The sequence below is a fragment of the Salaquimonas pukyongi genome (genome assembly GCF_001953055.1).
Classification (GTDB): Bacteria; Pseudomonadota; Alphaproteobacteria; order Rhizobiales; family Rhizobiaceae; genus Salaquimonas; species Salaquimonas pukyongi.
Genome location: NZ_CP019044.1, coordinates 2,391,016 through 2,407,179, shown reverse-complemented (window position 1 = coordinate 2,407,179; position 16,164 = coordinate 2,391,016). Strand labels below are relative to the sequence as shown.

General features: G+C 57.9%; 16 protein-coding genes and 1 pseudogene. 11 read left to right on the top strand and 6 right to left on the bottom strand.

What is annotated here, in order from left to right; translation table 11 throughout:
- Positions 1-16: 16 nt before the first annotated feature.
- Both BVL55_RS11480 and lgt read right to left on the bottom strand, forming a co-directional pair.
- A complete protein-coding gene (locus BVL55_RS11480; protein WP_075997011.1) occupies positions 17-1,144 on the bottom strand; it encodes a class I SAM-dependent methyltransferase in 1,128 nt (375 codons plus the stop codon).
- Complete coding sequence (lgt, locus tag BVL55_RS11475; RefSeq protein ID WP_075997010.1) at positions 1,141-2,031, bottom strand: prolipoprotein diacylglyceryl transferase; 891 nt, start codon at positions 2,029-2,031, stop codon at positions 1,141-1,143. Before lgt ends, BVL55_RS11480 begins: the two co-directional genes overlap by 4 nt.
- A 196-nt stretch (positions 2,032-2,227) precedes the next feature.
- Between lgt and BVL55_RS11470 the strand changes: the two genes are divergently transcribed.
- The 4 genes from BVL55_RS11470 (at position 2,228) to BVL55_RS11455 (ending at position 4,728) form a co-directional block, all read left to right on the top strand.
- Positions 2,228-2,527, top strand: coding sequence for an accessory factor UbiK family protein (locus tag BVL55_RS11470; RefSeq protein ID WP_075997009.1), 300 nt, complete (start codon positions 2,228-2,230; stop codon positions 2,525-2,527).
- Between the two features lie 418 nt (positions 2,528-2,945).
- Positions 2,946-3,443, top strand: coding sequence for a type III secretion system chaperone family protein (locus BVL55_RS11465; RefSeq protein WP_075997008.1), 498 nt, complete (start codon positions 2,946-2,948; stop codon positions 3,441-3,443).
- A gap of 125 nt (positions 3,444-3,568) precedes the next feature.
- A complete protein-coding gene (proC, locus tag BVL55_RS11460) occupies positions 3,569-4,381 on the top strand; it encodes a pyrroline-5-carboxylate reductase (RefSeq protein ID WP_075997007.1) in 813 nt (270 codons plus the stop codon).
- An 8-nt stretch (positions 4,382-4,389) separates the two neighbouring features.
- The gene (locus BVL55_RS11455; RefSeq protein WP_075997006.1) at positions 4,390-4,728 is read left to right on the top strand and encodes a tRNA-binding protein; all 339 of its coding nucleotides are present in this window, start codon (positions 4,390-4,392) and stop codon (positions 4,726-4,728) included.
- Between the two features lie 70 nt (positions 4,729-4,798).
- Here BVL55_RS11455 and BVL55_RS11450 read toward each other — a convergent pair whose 3' ends face one another.
- The 3 genes from BVL55_RS11450 to BVL55_RS11440 all read right to left on the bottom strand — a co-directional run bounded on the left by BVL55_RS11450 (position 4,799) and on the right by BVL55_RS11440 (position 7,473).
- On the bottom strand, positions 4,799-6,100 hold the full coding sequence (locus BVL55_RS11450) for an ATP-binding protein (protein ID WP_075998107.1): 1,302 nt from the start codon (positions 6,098-6,100) through the stop codon (positions 4,799-4,801).
- A gap of 120 nt (positions 6,101-6,220) precedes the next feature.
- On the bottom strand, positions 6,221-6,952 hold the full coding sequence (locus BVL55_RS11445; protein WP_075997005.1) for a response regulator: 732 nt from the start codon (positions 6,950-6,952) through the stop codon (positions 6,221-6,223).
- Positions 6,953-6,993: 41 nt separating this feature from the next.
- Entirely contained in the window at positions 6,994-7,473 is a 480-nt protein-coding gene (locus BVL55_RS11440) for a MarR family winged helix-turn-helix transcriptional regulator (protein ID WP_075997004.1), read from the bottom strand.
- 240 nt (positions 7,474-7,713) lie between these two features.
- Between BVL55_RS11440 and BVL55_RS11435 the strand changes: the two genes are divergently transcribed.
- The 3 genes from BVL55_RS11435 to BVL55_RS11425 all read left to right on the top strand — a co-directional run bounded on the left by BVL55_RS11435 (position 7,714) and on the right by BVL55_RS11425 (position 9,852).
- Complete coding sequence (locus tag BVL55_RS11435; RefSeq protein WP_075997003.1) at positions 7,714-8,610, top strand: branched-chain amino acid aminotransferase; 897 nt, start codon at positions 7,714-7,716, stop codon at positions 8,608-8,610.
- 162 nt (positions 8,611-8,772) lie between these two features.
- Entirely contained in the window at positions 8,773-9,084 is a 312-nt protein-coding gene (locus BVL55_RS11430) for a hypothetical protein (RefSeq protein WP_075998106.1), read from the top strand.
- Between the two features lie 126 nt (positions 9,085-9,210).
- Positions 9,211-9,852, top strand: a complete 642-nt coding sequence (locus tag BVL55_RS11425; RefSeq protein ID WP_075998105.1) for an MBL fold metallo-hydrolase — start codon at positions 9,211-9,213, stop codon at positions 9,850-9,852.
- Positions 9,853-10,407: 555 nt separating this feature from the next.
- Here the strand turns inward: BVL55_RS11425 and BVL55_RS11415 are convergent.
- Entirely contained in the window at positions 10,408-12,141 is a 1,734-nt protein-coding gene (locus tag BVL55_RS11415) for a putative bifunctional diguanylate cyclase/phosphodiesterase (protein ID WP_075997001.1), read from the bottom strand.
- 348 nt (positions 12,142-12,489) lie between these two features.
- Between BVL55_RS11415 and BVL55_RS11410 the strand changes: the two genes are divergently transcribed.
- The 4 genes and pseudogenes from BVL55_RS11410 to BVL55_RS11395 all read left to right on the top strand — a co-directional run bounded on the left by BVL55_RS11410 (position 12,490) and on the right by BVL55_RS11395 (position 16,117).
- A complete protein-coding gene (locus BVL55_RS11410) occupies positions 12,490-12,846 on the top strand; it encodes a BA14K family protein (protein ID WP_075997000.1) in 357 nt (118 codons plus the stop codon).
- A gap of 73 nt (positions 12,847-12,919) precedes the next feature.
- Positions 12,920-13,609 (top strand): TIGR02453 family protein, encoded by a 690-nt coding sequence (locus BVL55_RS11405; RefSeq protein WP_075996999.1) that lies wholly within the window; start codon positions 12,920-12,922, stop codon positions 13,607-13,609.
- Positions 13,610-13,651: 42 nt separating this feature from the next.
- Positions 13,652-14,943 (top strand): annotated as a pseudogene (locus BVL55_RS11400) (pyridoxal phosphate-dependent aminotransferase).
- 262 nt (positions 14,944-15,205) lie between these two features.
- On the top strand, positions 15,206-16,117 hold the full coding sequence (locus tag BVL55_RS11395; RefSeq protein WP_075996998.1) for a hypothetical protein: 912 nt from the start codon (positions 15,206-15,208) through the stop codon (positions 16,115-16,117).
- The last annotated feature ends 47 nt before the right edge of the window (positions 16,118-16,164 follow it).

Genomic DNA, 16,164 nt, shown 5'->3' with positions numbered 1-16,164 from the left:
GCTCGACCGTTGCATGTCAAGCGGACGGTGCGGACAGTGCTTTGCCGTGACCGGGCAATGCCAGTACCGGGTTTGTGATGCGCAACACCTTGAACAGTCCGCCCATCTGATCTGCGCCTGCCAGGCGCTCGACCTGACGGCGAAGGGTTTCCTGCACGGCGGCGCTCTTGCCGTGGCCAAGTGCCCCGGCTCGCTCCAGCAGGCCAAGTTCGATCAGGAAATCGCTCTGGCTGGCAAGCGCTGCGGGCGGCAATCCGGTCCGGTTTGCAGCAGCCACCAGCCGGGCAAAATCCACATGAGAGGTGACGTCATGAGCGCCGGGTTCAGCAAGTGGGCCGGTGTAGCCATGGTGGCGCACGGCCTGAAACGTATCGCCAAAACCGGAGGCGGTGTGGCCATAGTCGATGAAAAGCGCCGCGCCCTCGTGGTCCATCAGGCGGGTGGCAACCTCTTCAACCACTGCTTCCCGGGCGGGTGCATGTTCAAACACCGCGCCCGGCGGTTGATCGTCCGCGCCGTCGGGCAATATGGCCGGATCGGCGAGGCAGGGAAGGGTCACGCGGATCAGCTTGCCGGCGTCATTGGCGGCGATGCCGGCCTCCCGCCAGCCGTTTTCGGCCTTGATATATTGCCGGAATGGCAATGCATCGAGAAACTCATTGGCGACGGCGACAAGGGGCATGCCGGGCAGGGCGGATATGTGATCAGCCCATTCAAAACCGCCGAGCGCATTTTTCCACTTTTGCAGCGCTGCCTTCTGGTGTTCGCGCATCAGCGGGCTGGTTTCGACCAGCACAAGATGAGCCGCCTTTGTAAATCCCTCAGCCTTTTTTGCTGCCCGCAGCAGGTCTGCCATCAGCGTACCTCTGCCCGGGCCGAATTCTGCAAGGCAGAACGGGTCAGGCCGGCCGAGCTGCTGCCAGGCGGCAACACACCAGCCGCCTATCAGTTCCCCGAACATCTGGCTTATCTCCGGCGCGGTTATGAAGTCGGCGCTCTCACCAATCCCCTGCCGCTTGGAATAATACCCGAATTGCGGGTCGGCGAGGCAGGCATGCATGTAGGCAGCCAGGGAAAGTGGCCCCTGCCGGGCGATCTGGAAGGCGAGTTTTTCTTCCAGAGATGCGAAGGGACGATCGGTCATTCGTCATCCCGCGCCGGTTTGCCGGGAGTGGTTTTGCGAAAGGTCGGCTTGCGGTCCTTGGAGGTTGCGATGCTCCACAGACCTATGGCGATAAAGGGAAGCGAGAGCACCATGCCCATGGTGAGCCAGCCGCCGAAGAGATATCCGATCTGTGGATCGGGAAGACGGACGAATTCCACTGCGATACGGGCCATTGCATAACCGCAGACGAAGGCGCCGGCGACGAAACCGGGTTGGCCCAGTTTGCCCTTTGAATGGGTCAGGTATCGCAGGAAAACGAACAGTACGAGGCCTTCGAGCACGCCTTCGTAAAGCTGGCTTGGATGGCGGGCAACACCGTCTCCGGTGATCGGGAAGATGACGCCGAGGAAAAAATCGGTCGGCTTTCCGTAAAGTTCCTGATTGATGAAATTTGCCACCCTTCCCAGAAACAGGCCGATGGCGGCGCTTGGCCCGATCACGTCGAACAGGTGAAAAACCGAGAAGCCGCGCGAGCGGGAAAAGGCGATCATGGCAAGGATGCATCCGGTAAGACCGCCATGAAAGCTCATGCCGCCCTGCCACAGCATGAACACACGCAGCGGGTTTTGAAGATAGGCCGGAAGGTCGTAAAAAAGCACATAGCCGAGCCTGCCGCCCAGGATGATGCCGACAACGGCCCAGACCAGGAAATCGTCGATATCGACGGGATGAATGGGCAGGTTCTTCGCGGTATGGCGCGGCCAGAGCGCGGCGTTTGAAACAAGCTGCCGGGCATACCACCAGGCAAACAGAAAGCCTGCCACATAGGCAAGGCCGTACCAGTGTACCGATAGCGGGCCGATGGAAATTGCCACCGGATCGATCTGGGGAAAGGCGATTGCGCTGGCAGGTGTAGCAAATGACATGAAGCGGTTTCCCTCGCGCTGGATTGTCTGTCCCCTACAGGAGGTGGTGTTGTGCGGCAAGGACGGACCTTTTTCGCCTGTCCGGCCTGTGAGCATAGCCGTTACCATGCCCTTGCAGGTGGTTGATTTGGCGCGGTCGTGGTCCTATTTCTATTGAGCCGCCGCGATTGGCGGCAAAGCCTCCAGGAGAGATGTCATGACCGACGGTCCAAATCGCGTATTTGATGAATTTGCAAAATTGATGACCGATGCGGCCGGGGTTGCCCAGGGCATGCGCAAGGAAGCAGAAACCGTCTTCCGCCATCAGGCGGAGCGCATGCTCTCCAATCTCGATCTGGTCAAGCGCGACGACTTTGACGCGGTGAAGGAAATGGCAGCCAATGCACGCAGCGAGAACGACCACCTTGCCGAACGCATCGACAAGCTGGAAGCAAAAATCGCCGCGCTGGAAAAATCGGCCAAACCCTCCGCCAAGCGTTCTTCTGCAAAGAAGTAGCCGATCCTCCTGTCCTGCCTGCCCGGAAGGCGGCGGGCGGCAAATTTTTCTGAAAAATTATCCACAGGCTTGCCGGGCGAAAAAGCGGAGTCAGAAGAATCTGTTAGCGAATCTTCTGAAGAGGTTGATTCCGCTCTTCTCCACAGATTCGCGGCCCAAACGTTCTGCCATCGGTGGCGGGGCGGCCTTTCGCGGGTACACTGAATTCAGGTTTTGATTCGCGGCGGACCTGGGCAACTTCCTCCTCCCGGTTGCCTAAGGTGGAGCGGGCAGGTCGCAACGGGGCACCTGTTTTCAGGGTTTGCAACCTGTCCGCTTCCGATTTCAGGGCCCGGCCGTTGCAGCGGCCGGCTGGGCGCCTTGTTGCACTGATGCAGCCGGGCAGAGGTAGATGACGGGGACAAGGAGTTTACGGGCAATGGGGCTTTTCGAGTTGGAAGTAGAGCGCGATACCAATCCGGTTGATCTGCTTGAGCAGGTGGCCTCCCTCAATGACTGGCAGTTCGAACGCATTAACGACGAAATCAGCATGACGGTTGGTGGCGTGTGGTCCGACTACGACGTGTCTCTTTCCTGGATGGAAGAATTCGAAGCCCTTCATCTTGCCTGTGCCTTCGATCTGAAAATCACCGAAAACCGGATAAACGAAGCGGTAAACCTGATCAGCCAGGTCAACGAGCAATTGCTGATCGGTCATTTCGACCTGTGGCGCGAGGACGGCGCGGTGATGTTTCGCCAGACCCTGTTGCTCAACGGTGGTGCGGACCCAACCGCCGAACAGCTTGAATGTCTCCTGACCAGCGCGCTAGAAGCCTGTGAGCGCTATTATCAGGCATTTCAGTATGTTGTCTGGGCGGGCAAGAGCAGCAAGGAGGCGCTTGATGCCGTGCTGTTCGAAACCCACGGCAACGCCTGACCGGCTTTCCGTTTTTTTTACTACCAGCAATATTGATCGGCGCCCTTAGCCGCTTGCTCTGCTTGAGTCGGTGGAAACGCTATGGCAGTGAACTGCCATCATGAATTCTCCAAAGGAACGAATGGATGGCGGACGCGTTTGAGCTTTGCCTTATCGGGGCTGGAAACATGGGCGGGGCGATGCTGGCCGGCTGGATGGAAGGCGGTTTTCCAGCGGAACGCGTGACGGTAATCGACCCATCGCCGAGCAAGGCCATGGTGGAATTGCTGTCCAGCCACGGCATTCGCTGCTGCTCCGAGCCTCCGAGTGGCTATCAGCCCGATGTGATGGTGATTGCGGTCAAGCCGCAGGTCATGGATACGGTGCTCCCATCGATTGCTTCGGCAGCGGGGCAAGAGACTGTTTGTGTGAGCGTTGCCGCCGGGACAACGCTGGCGCGTCTTGCCACGCATTTGGGCGAAGTGCCGGTGATCCGTTCCATGCCGAATACACCGGCGATCCTCAGAAAAGGCATCACGGTATGTTGCGCCAATGCGCGGTGCAATGAAATGCAGAAGGAACGGGTCGGGAGCCTGCTTTCGGCAATCGGCAAGGTTCGCTGGGTGGAAGACGAGAGGTTGATTGATGCAGTTACCGCGGTTTCCGGCAGCGGACCTGCCTACGTATTCCATCTGGCTGAATGCATGGCCGCTGCAGGTGTGAATGAAGGTCTGCCGCCTGATCTGGCCGATGCATTGGCGCGTGAAACCGTTGCAGGAGCCGGTGCGATGTTGTCTCAACTTGACGAACCATCGGGTGCGTTGCGCGAGAACGTCACCTCGCCCAACGGCACAACGGCTGCTGCGCTTGGCGTGTTGATGGGTGACCAGCAGCTTGAAATGCTGGTCAAAAGGGCTGTTCACGCAGCGCGGCTGCGTTCTGAGGAACTTTCAGCATAGGTAGACAAATGAGTGAAATAAGCATTGACGACTTTCTTAAAGTCGACATTCGCGTTGGCACGGTGGTCGCGGCGGAGACTTTTCCCGAGGCGCGGCACCCTGCCTACAAGTTGCAAATTGATTTCGGTGAAGAAATCGGTGTGCGCAAATCTTCAGCGCAGATCACGATACATTACCAGCCGGAGGATCTCGTAGGCCGGCAGGTAATGGCGGTTGTCAATTTTCCTCCGCGGCAAATCGGCCCCTTCATGTCACAAGTGCTGACGCTCGGCTTTTCCGATCCAGACGGTGCCGTGGTGCTGGCAGCGCCGGACAAGCCGGTGTCCAACGGCAGCCGCCTGCACTGAGCGCTGCGGAGCAGTTCCTGCTTGACCTGTGCTTCGAATTAACAAGGCCGACCCAGTTTCGTGCGGCAGGCTAATGCGGCAGGCGGATGGTAGCCCGCAGCCCGCCCAATGGACTGTCTTCCAGCTTGATGTCGCCGCCATGCAGACGGGCGATGTCGCGGGCAATGGGAAGGCCGAGCCCGGTGCCGCTCTCATCCTGGTTTCTGGCCTCGTCAAGCCGCAGGAAGGGCTTGAACACTTCCTCCCGGTTCTTGGCCGGAATGCCCGCGCCGTTGTCGTCGATCCACAGGACAACATCCTGCCCGTCGTCAATTGCGGCCACCTTTACTGTATCGGCATGGCGGAAAGCGTTGGTCACCAGATTGCCGACCAGGCGGGCCAGCGCATTCGGCCTACCGCGTATCGACAGGTTCTTTGGACAGGAAACGGTGTATTTGCAGTTTTTCAACGAAGCCTCGTTGCGATGGCGCTCGAACAGGTCGATCAGGCGCACACTCGCGATTTCCTCCCCGGTCTCGCCCTTGGCGAAATCGAGATAGCCCTGAAGCATGCGCTGCATTTCATCAATGTCGCGTTGCAGTTCCTCCGTCTCGGGGCCGTCTCCCTGCAATGCGACCTGCAATTTGAAACGGGTCAGGATGGTGCGCAGATCGTGGCTGACGCCGGTCAGCATGGCCGTGCGCTGGGTGATCTGACGGTCGATGCGTTCGCGCATCTGCAGGAATGCCTGCCCTGCCTGGCGCACTTCCCGCGCGCCGCGAATCTGAAAATCGATCGGCAGGTCGCGGCCCTTGCCGTAGAGCTCAGCGGCCCGGGCAAGGTTCTGGATGGGTCGGATCTGGTTGCGCAGGAAGAGAATTGAGACGACGATCAGGAACAGTGAGGCACCCACCATCCACAACAGGAAGATGTGCGAGTTGGAGGCGTATGCCTGACTGCGGCGGGCATAGACGCGCAGGACGCGCTGGGGTTCTTCAAGGCGGATGCGGATTTCAATCAGGTTGGAATCGCCCACCGTATCGATCCAGAAAGGCCGGCCGATCTGCTTTGTGATTTCCTCCTGCAGGACGTCGTCGAGAATGGAGAAAAACGGCTTGGCCGTTGCGGGCGGGAAGGGATCGGGCGGCAGGATGGCGACGTTGAGACGCAGGCGCTCCTGGGCGATCCGCGTGATCTCGTCATAGGTCTCATCCTGGGGATAGGATTCGATCACGTCAATGATGGCGGCCAGATCGGCGGTCACCGATTTCGACAGGCGCTGGGTGACGGTCTGCCAGTGCCGCTCCATGAACACATAGGCAATGACGATCTGCAGGATCACCATCGGAGTGATGATGATCAGAATGGAGCGGGCATAGAGCCCTTTCGGCATTTTGCGGCCGAACCAGCGCAGAAACCGGGCTGGCGGACTGCGGCGCCAGCTTCGGTAATAGGTGTTGCTTTTAAGAATCCCCAAACCCGGTCCTAAGCGGTAAATAGCGTTGCCGCATCCTTATCCCGGAAACAGCCGGTAGCCAATGCCGCGCACGGTCTGCAACCACTTGGGGTCACCCGGGTCGGTCTCGATCTTGCGGCGCAGACGGTTGATCTGGACGTCGATCTTGCGTTCACCGGCATCGGAGCCTTCACTGAGCAGCTCATGGCGGGCCACCGTTTCGCCCATCCGGCTTGCAAAGACAATCATGATTTCCTGTTCGCGCTCGGTCAGACGGATCAACTGGCCGTCGCGTTTGAGTTCCCGGCGGGTCACCGAAAACTGGAAGGGGCCGAAACTGACGTTTTCCACCGCCGGAGTTTCCGGCCGGCTGGTGCGCTTGAGGATGTTGTTGATGCGCAAGACGAGTTCACGCGGATCAAAGGGTTTGGGCAGGTAGTCGTCCGCGCCCGATTCCAGACCGTCAATGCGGTTTTCCGTTTCCGCCAGTGCCGTCAGCATGAGCACCGGGACATCGTTTTTCTCCTTGATGTCACGCGTCAGGCTTAACCCGGTCTCGCCCGGCATCATCACATCCACGATGAGAAGGTCAAATTCCAGCCCAGCCAAATGGCGTCTTGCTTCGGCGGCATCAGCGGCAACCGTGATACGAAATCCGCGTTCGGCAAGGTAGCGGCGGATCAGCTCGCGAATTCTGCGGTCATCGTCTATGACCAGAAGGTGGGGTGCATCGTCTTCCAGAAAGGCAGGCTCTCTTTCGGCCACGGTTTCGGTTGTTGCAGGGTTCATCGTTGTGCCTTTGCATGTATCTTTGCAATTCCAGCCCGTTTTTATCTTGCCGGGGGATTGCGCATGGCGCCCAGAAACGCGGCAATTTCTTCCCGGCTGACGGTGCTGACAGCCTTCAATGCCGTGTTGATGCGGCGGGACTGTGGCGCGGAGAGCCTGAGAATCAGCTCCCTGCCGGCAGGCGTGGGGAAAAGCAGGCGCTGGCGGCGGTCTTCGCGGCCGGTTTTTTGAACGATGTAGCCCGACTCGACAAGCTGTTTGAGAACGCGGGCAAGACTCTGTTTGGTTATCGCCAGCAGGTCGAGCAGTTCGGCCACGGTCATCGAGGGCCTGCGGTTGACAAAATAGAGCACGCGGTGGTGCGCTCGCCCGAAGCCCAATGCCTCCAGAATGCGATCAGCGTCGCCGACAAAATCGCGATAGGCAAAGAACAACAGTTCGATCAGCTCGATCTCGCTGACATCGTTACCGGTCAGCGGTTCGGCGTGGTGTTCTGCATCGGGTTCGGTGGTGGCGGTCATGCTGGGCTGCTTGTTTGTTGCGGCGTTTGGCCGTTGTGGGCCAGGCCCCAATAATCCCTAACGCAATGTGGTTGCAAGGTTTCAGCTCTCTTCGAAATATGTCAGTACTATTGACATATTTTTTGGTCAAGCATAGGCTTTTTTCGTTACCTCGACTAACATGTCGGGCAGAACAATGTCCGGCCGGCACCGCCAGTGCAAAACCGGACACGAGAAAAAACAACGGGTTGGAGAATTCCGATGGCAGGCGTTCCTTACGATCAAATGGGTGGCCATATCTGGTTTAACGGTGAATTCATCGAATGGGGCGATGCCAAAGTTCACGTGCTGACCCACGGGTTGCACTATGCAAGCTCGGTGTTTGAGGGTGAGCGGGCTTATGAAGGCAAAATATTCAAGCTGCGCGAACACACCGAAAGGCTGTTTTATTCGGCTGAAACGCTCGGCATGGAAATTCCCTACACGGTTGAGGAAATTGACGAAGCCTGCATTGCCTCGCTGGAAAAGCAGGGGCTGAGGGACGCCTATATCCGGCCGGTCGCCTGGCGCGGCAGCGAAATGATGGGCGTTTCGGCGCAGAAAAACCGCATCAATGTGGCGATCGCGGTATGGGAATGGCCAAGCTATTTCGATCCGGAGGAAAAGCTCAAGGGCATTCGCCTGGACATCGCCGAGTGGCGCAGGCCGGATCCGACGACCGCACCGTCCTTTGCCAAGGCCGCAGGGCTGTACATGATCTGTACGCTTTCCAAGCATGCAGCGGAAGCCAGGGGCTATGCCGATGCCATGATGCTGGACTATCGCGGCCAGGTAGCGGAGGCGACGGGCGCCAATCTGTTCTTCATTGCAGGCGGTGTCATTCATACACCGACGCCGGACTGTTTTCTTGACGGCATTACCAGACGCACCGTCATCGATCTGGCCAAGACACGGGGGATCGAGGTCGTAGAACGCGCGATCATGCCGGATGAACTGTCCGGGTTCAGCGAGTGTTTTTTGACGGGAACGGCAGCTGAAGTGACACCCGTTTCGCAAATCGGCTCTCATTCGTTCACACCGGGCGAGATCAGCCGTTCGCTGATGAACGACTACGAAGCCCTGGTGACCGGCAAGGCCGGTGCCACCAAGGCAGCCTGATCTGCCCATGTTGGTGCACAGGAAGCATTACCGGGCGTAAGTAGTTTACGCTTGGTAATTCAATTTGCCTTTTACCCGACAAAAGTCTAATACACCGCCAGAGCCATTCCGGCTCTTCATCTTTGGGTGCGGGCAGAGCCCGTCTATGGGAGAAGAAATATGATGGAAGTAATCGTACCGCTGATCATTCAGGCCGTTTCTGGTGCTGTTGGTGGTGGTGTTGTCGGCAATCTGATCAAGACGGTCGGCATGCAAATGGTTACCAAGCTGCTCCTGGGCGGCGTCGGTGGCATCATCGGTGGCGGTATGGCCAGTGGCGCCGGTCCGCTGGGTGCCTTACTGGGTGCTGCTTCGGGCGATCCGGCTGGCGGAATGGACATGGGCAGCATTATTGGCCAGGTCGCAGGCGGCGCAGTTGGCGGCGGTGCACTGACCGGCATTGGCGGCCTTGTGGCCAACATGATGAAGAAATAAGCCTTCGCGATTATCGTGAAGTTTTGACGGGCGGCTTGCCGCCCGTTTTCTTTTGCAAAACCGGTTTCCTTGCTGATGAAGGGCGGCTATCCCTACAACCGGGAGAACCAAAAACCGGAAGCAATCATGGGAAAACTCGCCGCGGCCATTGTTACGGTTACGCCGTTTCAGCAAAACTGCACCATCCTGTGGGACGATGAGACCAGGGAGGGTGTGGTTATTGATCCGGGCGGAGAAGTGGAGCGCATCAAGGCGGCGTTGGAGGAAACGGGCGTTACCGCCAAAACCATCTGGCTAACCCATGGCCATATCGACCATGCCGGCGGAGCCGAAGCGCTCAAACAGGCACTTGGGGCAACCATCATCGGCCCGCATGAGGCCGACCGGGAGCTGCTCGAAAGCATCGAACAGCAATCGGAGATGTTCGGCGTGCCCGGCGGCTTTCAAAATGCCTATCCCGACCAGTGGCTCGCAGAAGGCGATACCGTCAGCATCGGCGAACATGTTTTCGAAGTATTGCATTGTCCGGGCCATGCGCCCGGTCACGTGGTATTTTACAATAGCGCCCACCGGTTTGCCCATGTGGGCGATGTGCTGTTTCAGGGTTCGATTGGCAGAACGGATCTGCCTGGCGGCGACCATGACACGCTGCTGCGTTCGATCCGCGAGAAGCTGTTGCCGCTTGGGGATGATGTATCGTTCATATGTGGCCATGGGCCTGGCAGCACGATAGGCCGCGAACGGCTCAACAATCCCTTTCTGACCTAGAGCGTGTCCGGCTTAAATGGAAGCAGTTTGCATGGATGGATTTTTCGTTTCTGGCAAGGAGAATACCGCAGAGCGATGCCATGGCATCGGACGAGGACTTCGACGAAGCCAGCGCGGAAAAGACACCTCAGCTAATCCAATACCATGTGGAATACCCTTTTGTTCTGCAATCGCCTGAACCTGGTTCCCGGGTCTCTGGGCTGTGTTGCAGAACGCTGACAGTGCCTGCACTGCGTCGCATTTTCCTCCTTGCCAAAGACCAAACTCCCGGCGTTCAAACGAACCCATCCAACCAGGGCACGCTCTAGCCTGTGAAGCGTCACATTCAGCGGCAGGCTTAATTTCTTTGATGCAAGGTGCGAGAGGACGGAATGTTCTCAAACCAGCGTCTCAACGCTAGAGAACACCTCGGCTTCAGGTGTGGGGTCGTCGCCGACGTTCGTGTGGGGTGAACGCCGCCTCTCGCAAGCGCCAAGATATACGGTTATGGTTACCGAACCGTAAAGCACCCCAATATGCCCAGCAAATTCAACTTATTGTGAGAATTGACGCTCTTCAGGCGACGAGTTCGGCCTGCTGCCGATTGCGATTTCGCCACCAGTTGTTGAAGCTTTCCACCGGCAGCGGCGTCGAAAAATAAAAGCCCTGCAATTCGGTGCACCCCAATTCTCGCAGGATTGCGGCTTCCTCCGCGGTTTCCACGCCTTCTGCAACGGTCTTGCAGCCAAGGCCGCGCGCCATGTTGACGGTTGCCTCGAAAATGACCCGTGTTCGGCGGTCCCTGGTCAACCTGGCGGTCAGCGGTCCGTCGATTTTGAGCGTGTCGACGCGCAGTTCCGACAGGCGCGAGAGGTTGGAATAGCCCCTTCCGTAATCGTCCAGTGCCACCTTGAAGCCGATTTGCTGCAATTCGCTGATCGTGCTGGAGGGCTCATCGTAACGCGAAAGTGCGGTTTCCTCCGTTACCTCGATTTCAAAACGTCCGGGATCACACCCTTGCGAGGTAACGATGCTGCGAATGCGTTCGGCAAAGCCGTCAGACATGAAATGCCGTGTGGCGATGTTGACGGCGATGTTCATTTTCATGCCCTGTGCTTCCCAGGACTTCATGTCGGCACAGGCCCGCCGGATAACCCACTCACCCAGCATGCTGGTGGTTTCATGGTTTTCAATTGCCGGAATGAAGTGCCCCGGATTGATGACGCCCTTTTGCGGATGCACCCAGCGCACCAGCGCTTCCACCGAACTGACGGCGTTCGAAGCTGCATCGATTTTTGCCTGGTAGAACAATTCCATCTCATCGTTCTCGATGGCCTTTTGTACGCTGCTGCGAAGTTCAGCGAGACTTACTTCACCGGTTTCCATGCCGTAATAACGGATGCCGGATTTGCCGGACTTTTTGACGTGGTACATGGCGACGTCGGCGCGCTTGATCAGTTCAGGAAAGGTCAGGCCGTTTTCGGGAAAGATGGCAGCACCGATGCTGCAGCCAAGGGAGTGATTGCTGGGAATACCGGGAATTGCCGCAGAGACCGAATCCAGGATTTGTTCTGCGATGGCGTCCTTTTGTGCAAACCCCCTGTTTTCAGGCAAAAACAGTGCAAACTCATCACCGCCAATGCGGGCAAGACAGGGGCTGGGCGCGGCCTTGCCGGTACGTGCGTCGAAGGAGAGATCCGGTTTGACCGGGGATTGGCCGGTATTCAGTTCGACAATGTCTGCGATGCGGGCGCCCAGATATCGCAGAACCTGATCGCCTGTCTGGTGACCATGGGTATCGTTGATCTCCTTGAAGTTGTCGATGTCGATGAAGAAGAGAACAGCTTCCATGCCTGAATTGGCCAGCTTGCTGAGATCGCGCTCGCCCAGCCGGTTGACGGCATCGCGGCTTGGCAGGCCTGTGACGTCGTCGAAATAGGCAAGTCTTGCCAGTTCACGCTGGGCGCTGCGCAAATTTTCAGCCATGGCGTTGAATGAGCTTTCCAATTCGCGCTGCTCTGCGGGCAGAAACGGCGGGCGCTTTTGGGTTAGCGGTGCAACTTCACCGGTCTCAAGAAAATGCCGGAATGCAGCCTGCATGCGCTCCATCGGCTCGGAAATGAGATGGGACAACAGGATTGAGACAAGGGCGGCTACGGCAAGGCTGAAGCTCGTTGGAACCAGCATGGAACTTCCGGCGATTGCCCCAGCGCCGGCGTCAATCCTGTTCTGCGCCCATGCGCCGAGGAAAATGACCGGCAACATCGACAACGCGCCGAAGAACAAATACAGCCAAAACCGGATTCGCATGATTTCGCCCACTACCCCACTGCTAACATGGCAACGATAGCAGCCGGTGGCAGACAGATCGTTAAACCGGGCGAAATCCGGCAGTGAAACTGGCACAGTGGTTAAGCTGCGGTAACAAATTCCGGCAAGTTTTTCCTATCTGTATGCCATGGGTTGTCCGTTAAGCCTGATCTGAGCGAATGTTCACAATTCGACATGCTTGCTTGTCTCAATCGGGTTCCGGGTTTAAGGTTGGGATGTGATGGAAGTCACATCTGGGTTGGGGGCGGCCTGGTAGTTTAAGGCTATCTCGCAAGTGCGAGCGTCAAAAACAGGTGCGTTTGGCACCCGACCGAGAGGAGAAACTCCATGAGAAAAGCAGTTAGCGCTTTTGTGGCGGCTGCGATGCTGGCAACGGTGCCGCTTGCCGCATCCACACAACCGGCCGCCGCTGTTCACAAGCAATGGCACAAAGGTCTTGCAACCGGAATCGGTGTTGGTGTTGGCCTTGGCATTGTGGGTGCTTTGACCCGCCCCCGCCAACAGCAGGTAATCGTGCAGCAGCCGGCTCCCGTCTATGTACAGCCGGCGCCGGTCGTGCGCCCCGGATACAGTCAGGCGCATTACAACTGGTGCTTTGCGAATTACCGTTCCTATGATTCAGGATCGAATACCTATATGGCATTTTCCGGCGTTCGCCGGGCCTGTAATTCGCCATACGATTGATCGCTTCGCCAAATTGGCGTTTTGAACAAACCCTCCGGTTGTGTGCCGGAGGGTTTTTGTTTGGAGGGATAGGGTGACGGAGTTTGCCGGTATACCGAAATCGCTGCCGGCGTTTCTGGCGGAACTGGCCGAGAACAACAGCCGGGAATGGTTTGCTGAAAATCGCGACCGGTTTCAAACGCTTGCAGTAGGGCCTTGCCTGGCGCTGATTGATGCACTTGCGCCAAAGCTGGCGGCGATGAACCCGCCGCACAAGGCAATTGCCGCCACAAACCGGTCGCTGCGGCGCATCTACCGCGACACACGGTTTTCAAAGGACAAGACGCCTTACTACACCTATCTGCACCTGATCTTCTGGGCCGGGGATCATCCCATGCGCTCGCCGGGGCTGCATGTCGTTTTTACTGCAGGCGGCCTTGGGCTTGGTGCCGGCTTGTGGGGCTTCGACAAGCAAACGCTCCGACGCTACCGCGAGGCCATTGCCGATGGCGGCAAGCGCAAAGCGCTGGGAGATGCTTTGCAACAGGCCCGGCAGGCCGGTTGTCATCTGGAAGCTCCTGTGCTCAAACGCGTGCCGGCCGGACTGGAGGTGCCGCAGGAAGCAGAGAAACTTGCGCGTCAAAAGGGCATTGTCGTGCGCAATCGCAATGAGGCCTATGACGATGCCGTATTCTCCTCAAACTGTGTTGACTACCTGATCGGACGCCTGGAACCGTTATGCGGGGTGGACCGGTGGCTAATGGGGCATGTTTTCGCTGATTGACCGGCGGCCATCGGCGATAAAGTCCGAAAAAAACCCGGCGCGATGGCCTCAAGCTCACTGCTTTTGCTTGCAATCGGCCACAGCGAGTCCTATCAGTTTTGCCGCATTTTCCACTGCCCACCGGAGTCCGTCATGGCGTTTCTTGCCGACATTCTTTCGCGCGTTAAACCATCGGCCACAATTGCCGTTTCCCAGAAGGCCAGGGAGCTTAAAGCTGCCGGCCGGGATGTCATCGGCCTTGGTGCCGGAGAGCCCGATTTCGATACGCCTGACAACATCAAGGCGGCTGCCAACAAGGCGATAGCCGACGGCAAGACAAAATACACACCAGTCGCCGGCATTCCAGAACTGCGCCAGGCGATTGTGGACAAGTTCAAACGCGAAAACGGGCTTGAATATACAACCGAACAGACCATCGTGGGTACGGGCGGCAAACAGATCCTGTTCAACGCCTTCATGGCAACGCTCAACCCGGGCGATGAAGTCATTATTCCGGCGCCTTACTGGGTGAGTTATCCGGAGATGGTATCGATTTGCGGCGGTACGCCGGTTTTTGTCGAAACCACCATTGAAGACAATTTCAAGCTGAAGCCTGAGGCTCTGGAAGCTGTGGTAACGGCGAAGACCAAATGGCTGATTTTCAACTCGCCATCGAACCCGTCCGGTGCAGCCTACAGCCATGACGAATTGAAGGCGCTGACCGACGTACTGATGCGGCACGACCACGTGTGGGTGCTGACCGACGACATGTATGAACATCTTTGCTATGGCGGCTTTGAGTTTGCCACGCCCGCGCAGGTGGAACCCGCCCTTTACGGGCGCACGCTTACCATGAACGGCGTTTCAAAAGCCTATGCAATGACCGGCTGGCGCATCGGTTATGCGGCAGGGCCCAAGGAACTGGTCAAGGCCATGGACATGATCCAAGGTCAGCAGACTTCCGGGGCCTGTTCGATCGCCCAATGGGCAGCGGTGGAAGCGCTGAACGGGCCGCAGGACTTTATCGGCGAACGGCGCAAGGTTTTCGAGGAGCGCCGTGATCTTGTGGTCTCCATGCTTAATCAGGCAAAAGGGATATCCTGTCCGGTCCCGAAGGGGCTTTTTACGTCTATCCTTCCTGTGAAGGGTGCATTGGCAAAACCGCTCCCTCCGGCAAAACCATTGAAACCGATGAGGATTTCGTCAGCGAATTGCTGGAAGCCGAAGGCGTTGCCGTGGTGCATGGCTCGGCTTTCGGACTGGGGCCGAACTTCCGCATTTCCTATGCCACCAGCACGGAAGACCTGACCGAGGCTTGCGAGCGAATCCAGCGGTTCTGCGCTGCGCTGCGCTAGGCAGAATCGGCCGGGCGCGTGCCTTCTTCAATGCGGTAGGCCAGCGTTTTATGGTTAACCAGCGCCTGTCCGAACGGCTTTAACCCCGGCAAACGTTGCCGGATTGCCACAGTAGGCAGGTATCAGGCATCTGACAGCTGCCTGAAGCCGGGGAAAAGCGGTATTTTCTTTGCCAGTTCGGCGAATCTGGCCTAGTTAATCTACTTCCTGGGAAGGCTGGCCCGGGTTCTTGACGCAACCGGGGATGGTGGGCTGTCCATTGATGAGGGCAAAGATCAAAGGCTGGGGATTGACAATCGCCGCGGCTGCCATGCTGGCAAGCCCTGCGGTGGCGGCTGATCTTGCCAACTCCGACGGCGTAAACATGATCGATCCGACGCCCGTTGCCGAGCAGCGGCCAGCGGTGGACGGGGTCAATTTCAAGTTCAGTGCGGTAAGCGGTGCCATCGGCGGAAGCACCAATCACATGTTCATCGCGTCTGTTGCAACGCCGATGCCGTTTGCACCCAGCTTTGGCGCACAGCTCGATATGGGCATCGGCAGTTATCGCGAGAGCTATACCAGTGCCGCCGCCGGGCTTCATCTTTTCTATCGCGATCCCGATGTCGGCCTCCTCGGCATCTACGGCGACTGGGGCTACGTCAATCCCGAACATGCCGGACGGATGGGCGTTGAAGGGTCGCTGTATAACGGGCGGGTTACCATCGATGTGTTTGCCGGCGTTCAGTTCGGCCAGCACGTGCTGACCGAATTCGTCGATGAGGTCGATTTTTCCTATTACTTCACCGACAATCTGCGGGGATCGCTCGGCCACCGCCTGACCTCGCGCGGCCACACCGCCAATATCAGCTTCGAGTTCATGCCTGAAGGTTCCGGCCGCTGGAGTGTTTTCGGTGAGGCGGAAGCCGGTGAGGATGACTATCACAGCGCCTGGCTGGGTCTGCGTTACTCCTTCGGCCAGAGCAGTGCCAATACGCTGATCGAACGCGACCGGGTTGCCGATCCGCTGGTGCGCATTCCGCGCAATCTGGCAAGCGTGACCCGCTGCGGGGAAATCCAGGATCCGGCCAACTATTTCAAGAGCTGGAACGGATTTAAGTCCTCCAAGCACGAGCACCTTTGTGCCGACGAGGACGAGCTTGAGGATCGCGGCGCCATCCAGGGCAAAATGTAAGCCCCAACGCGATAGCATTACTCTTTCCAGTATCTCGCGGAGAAGTG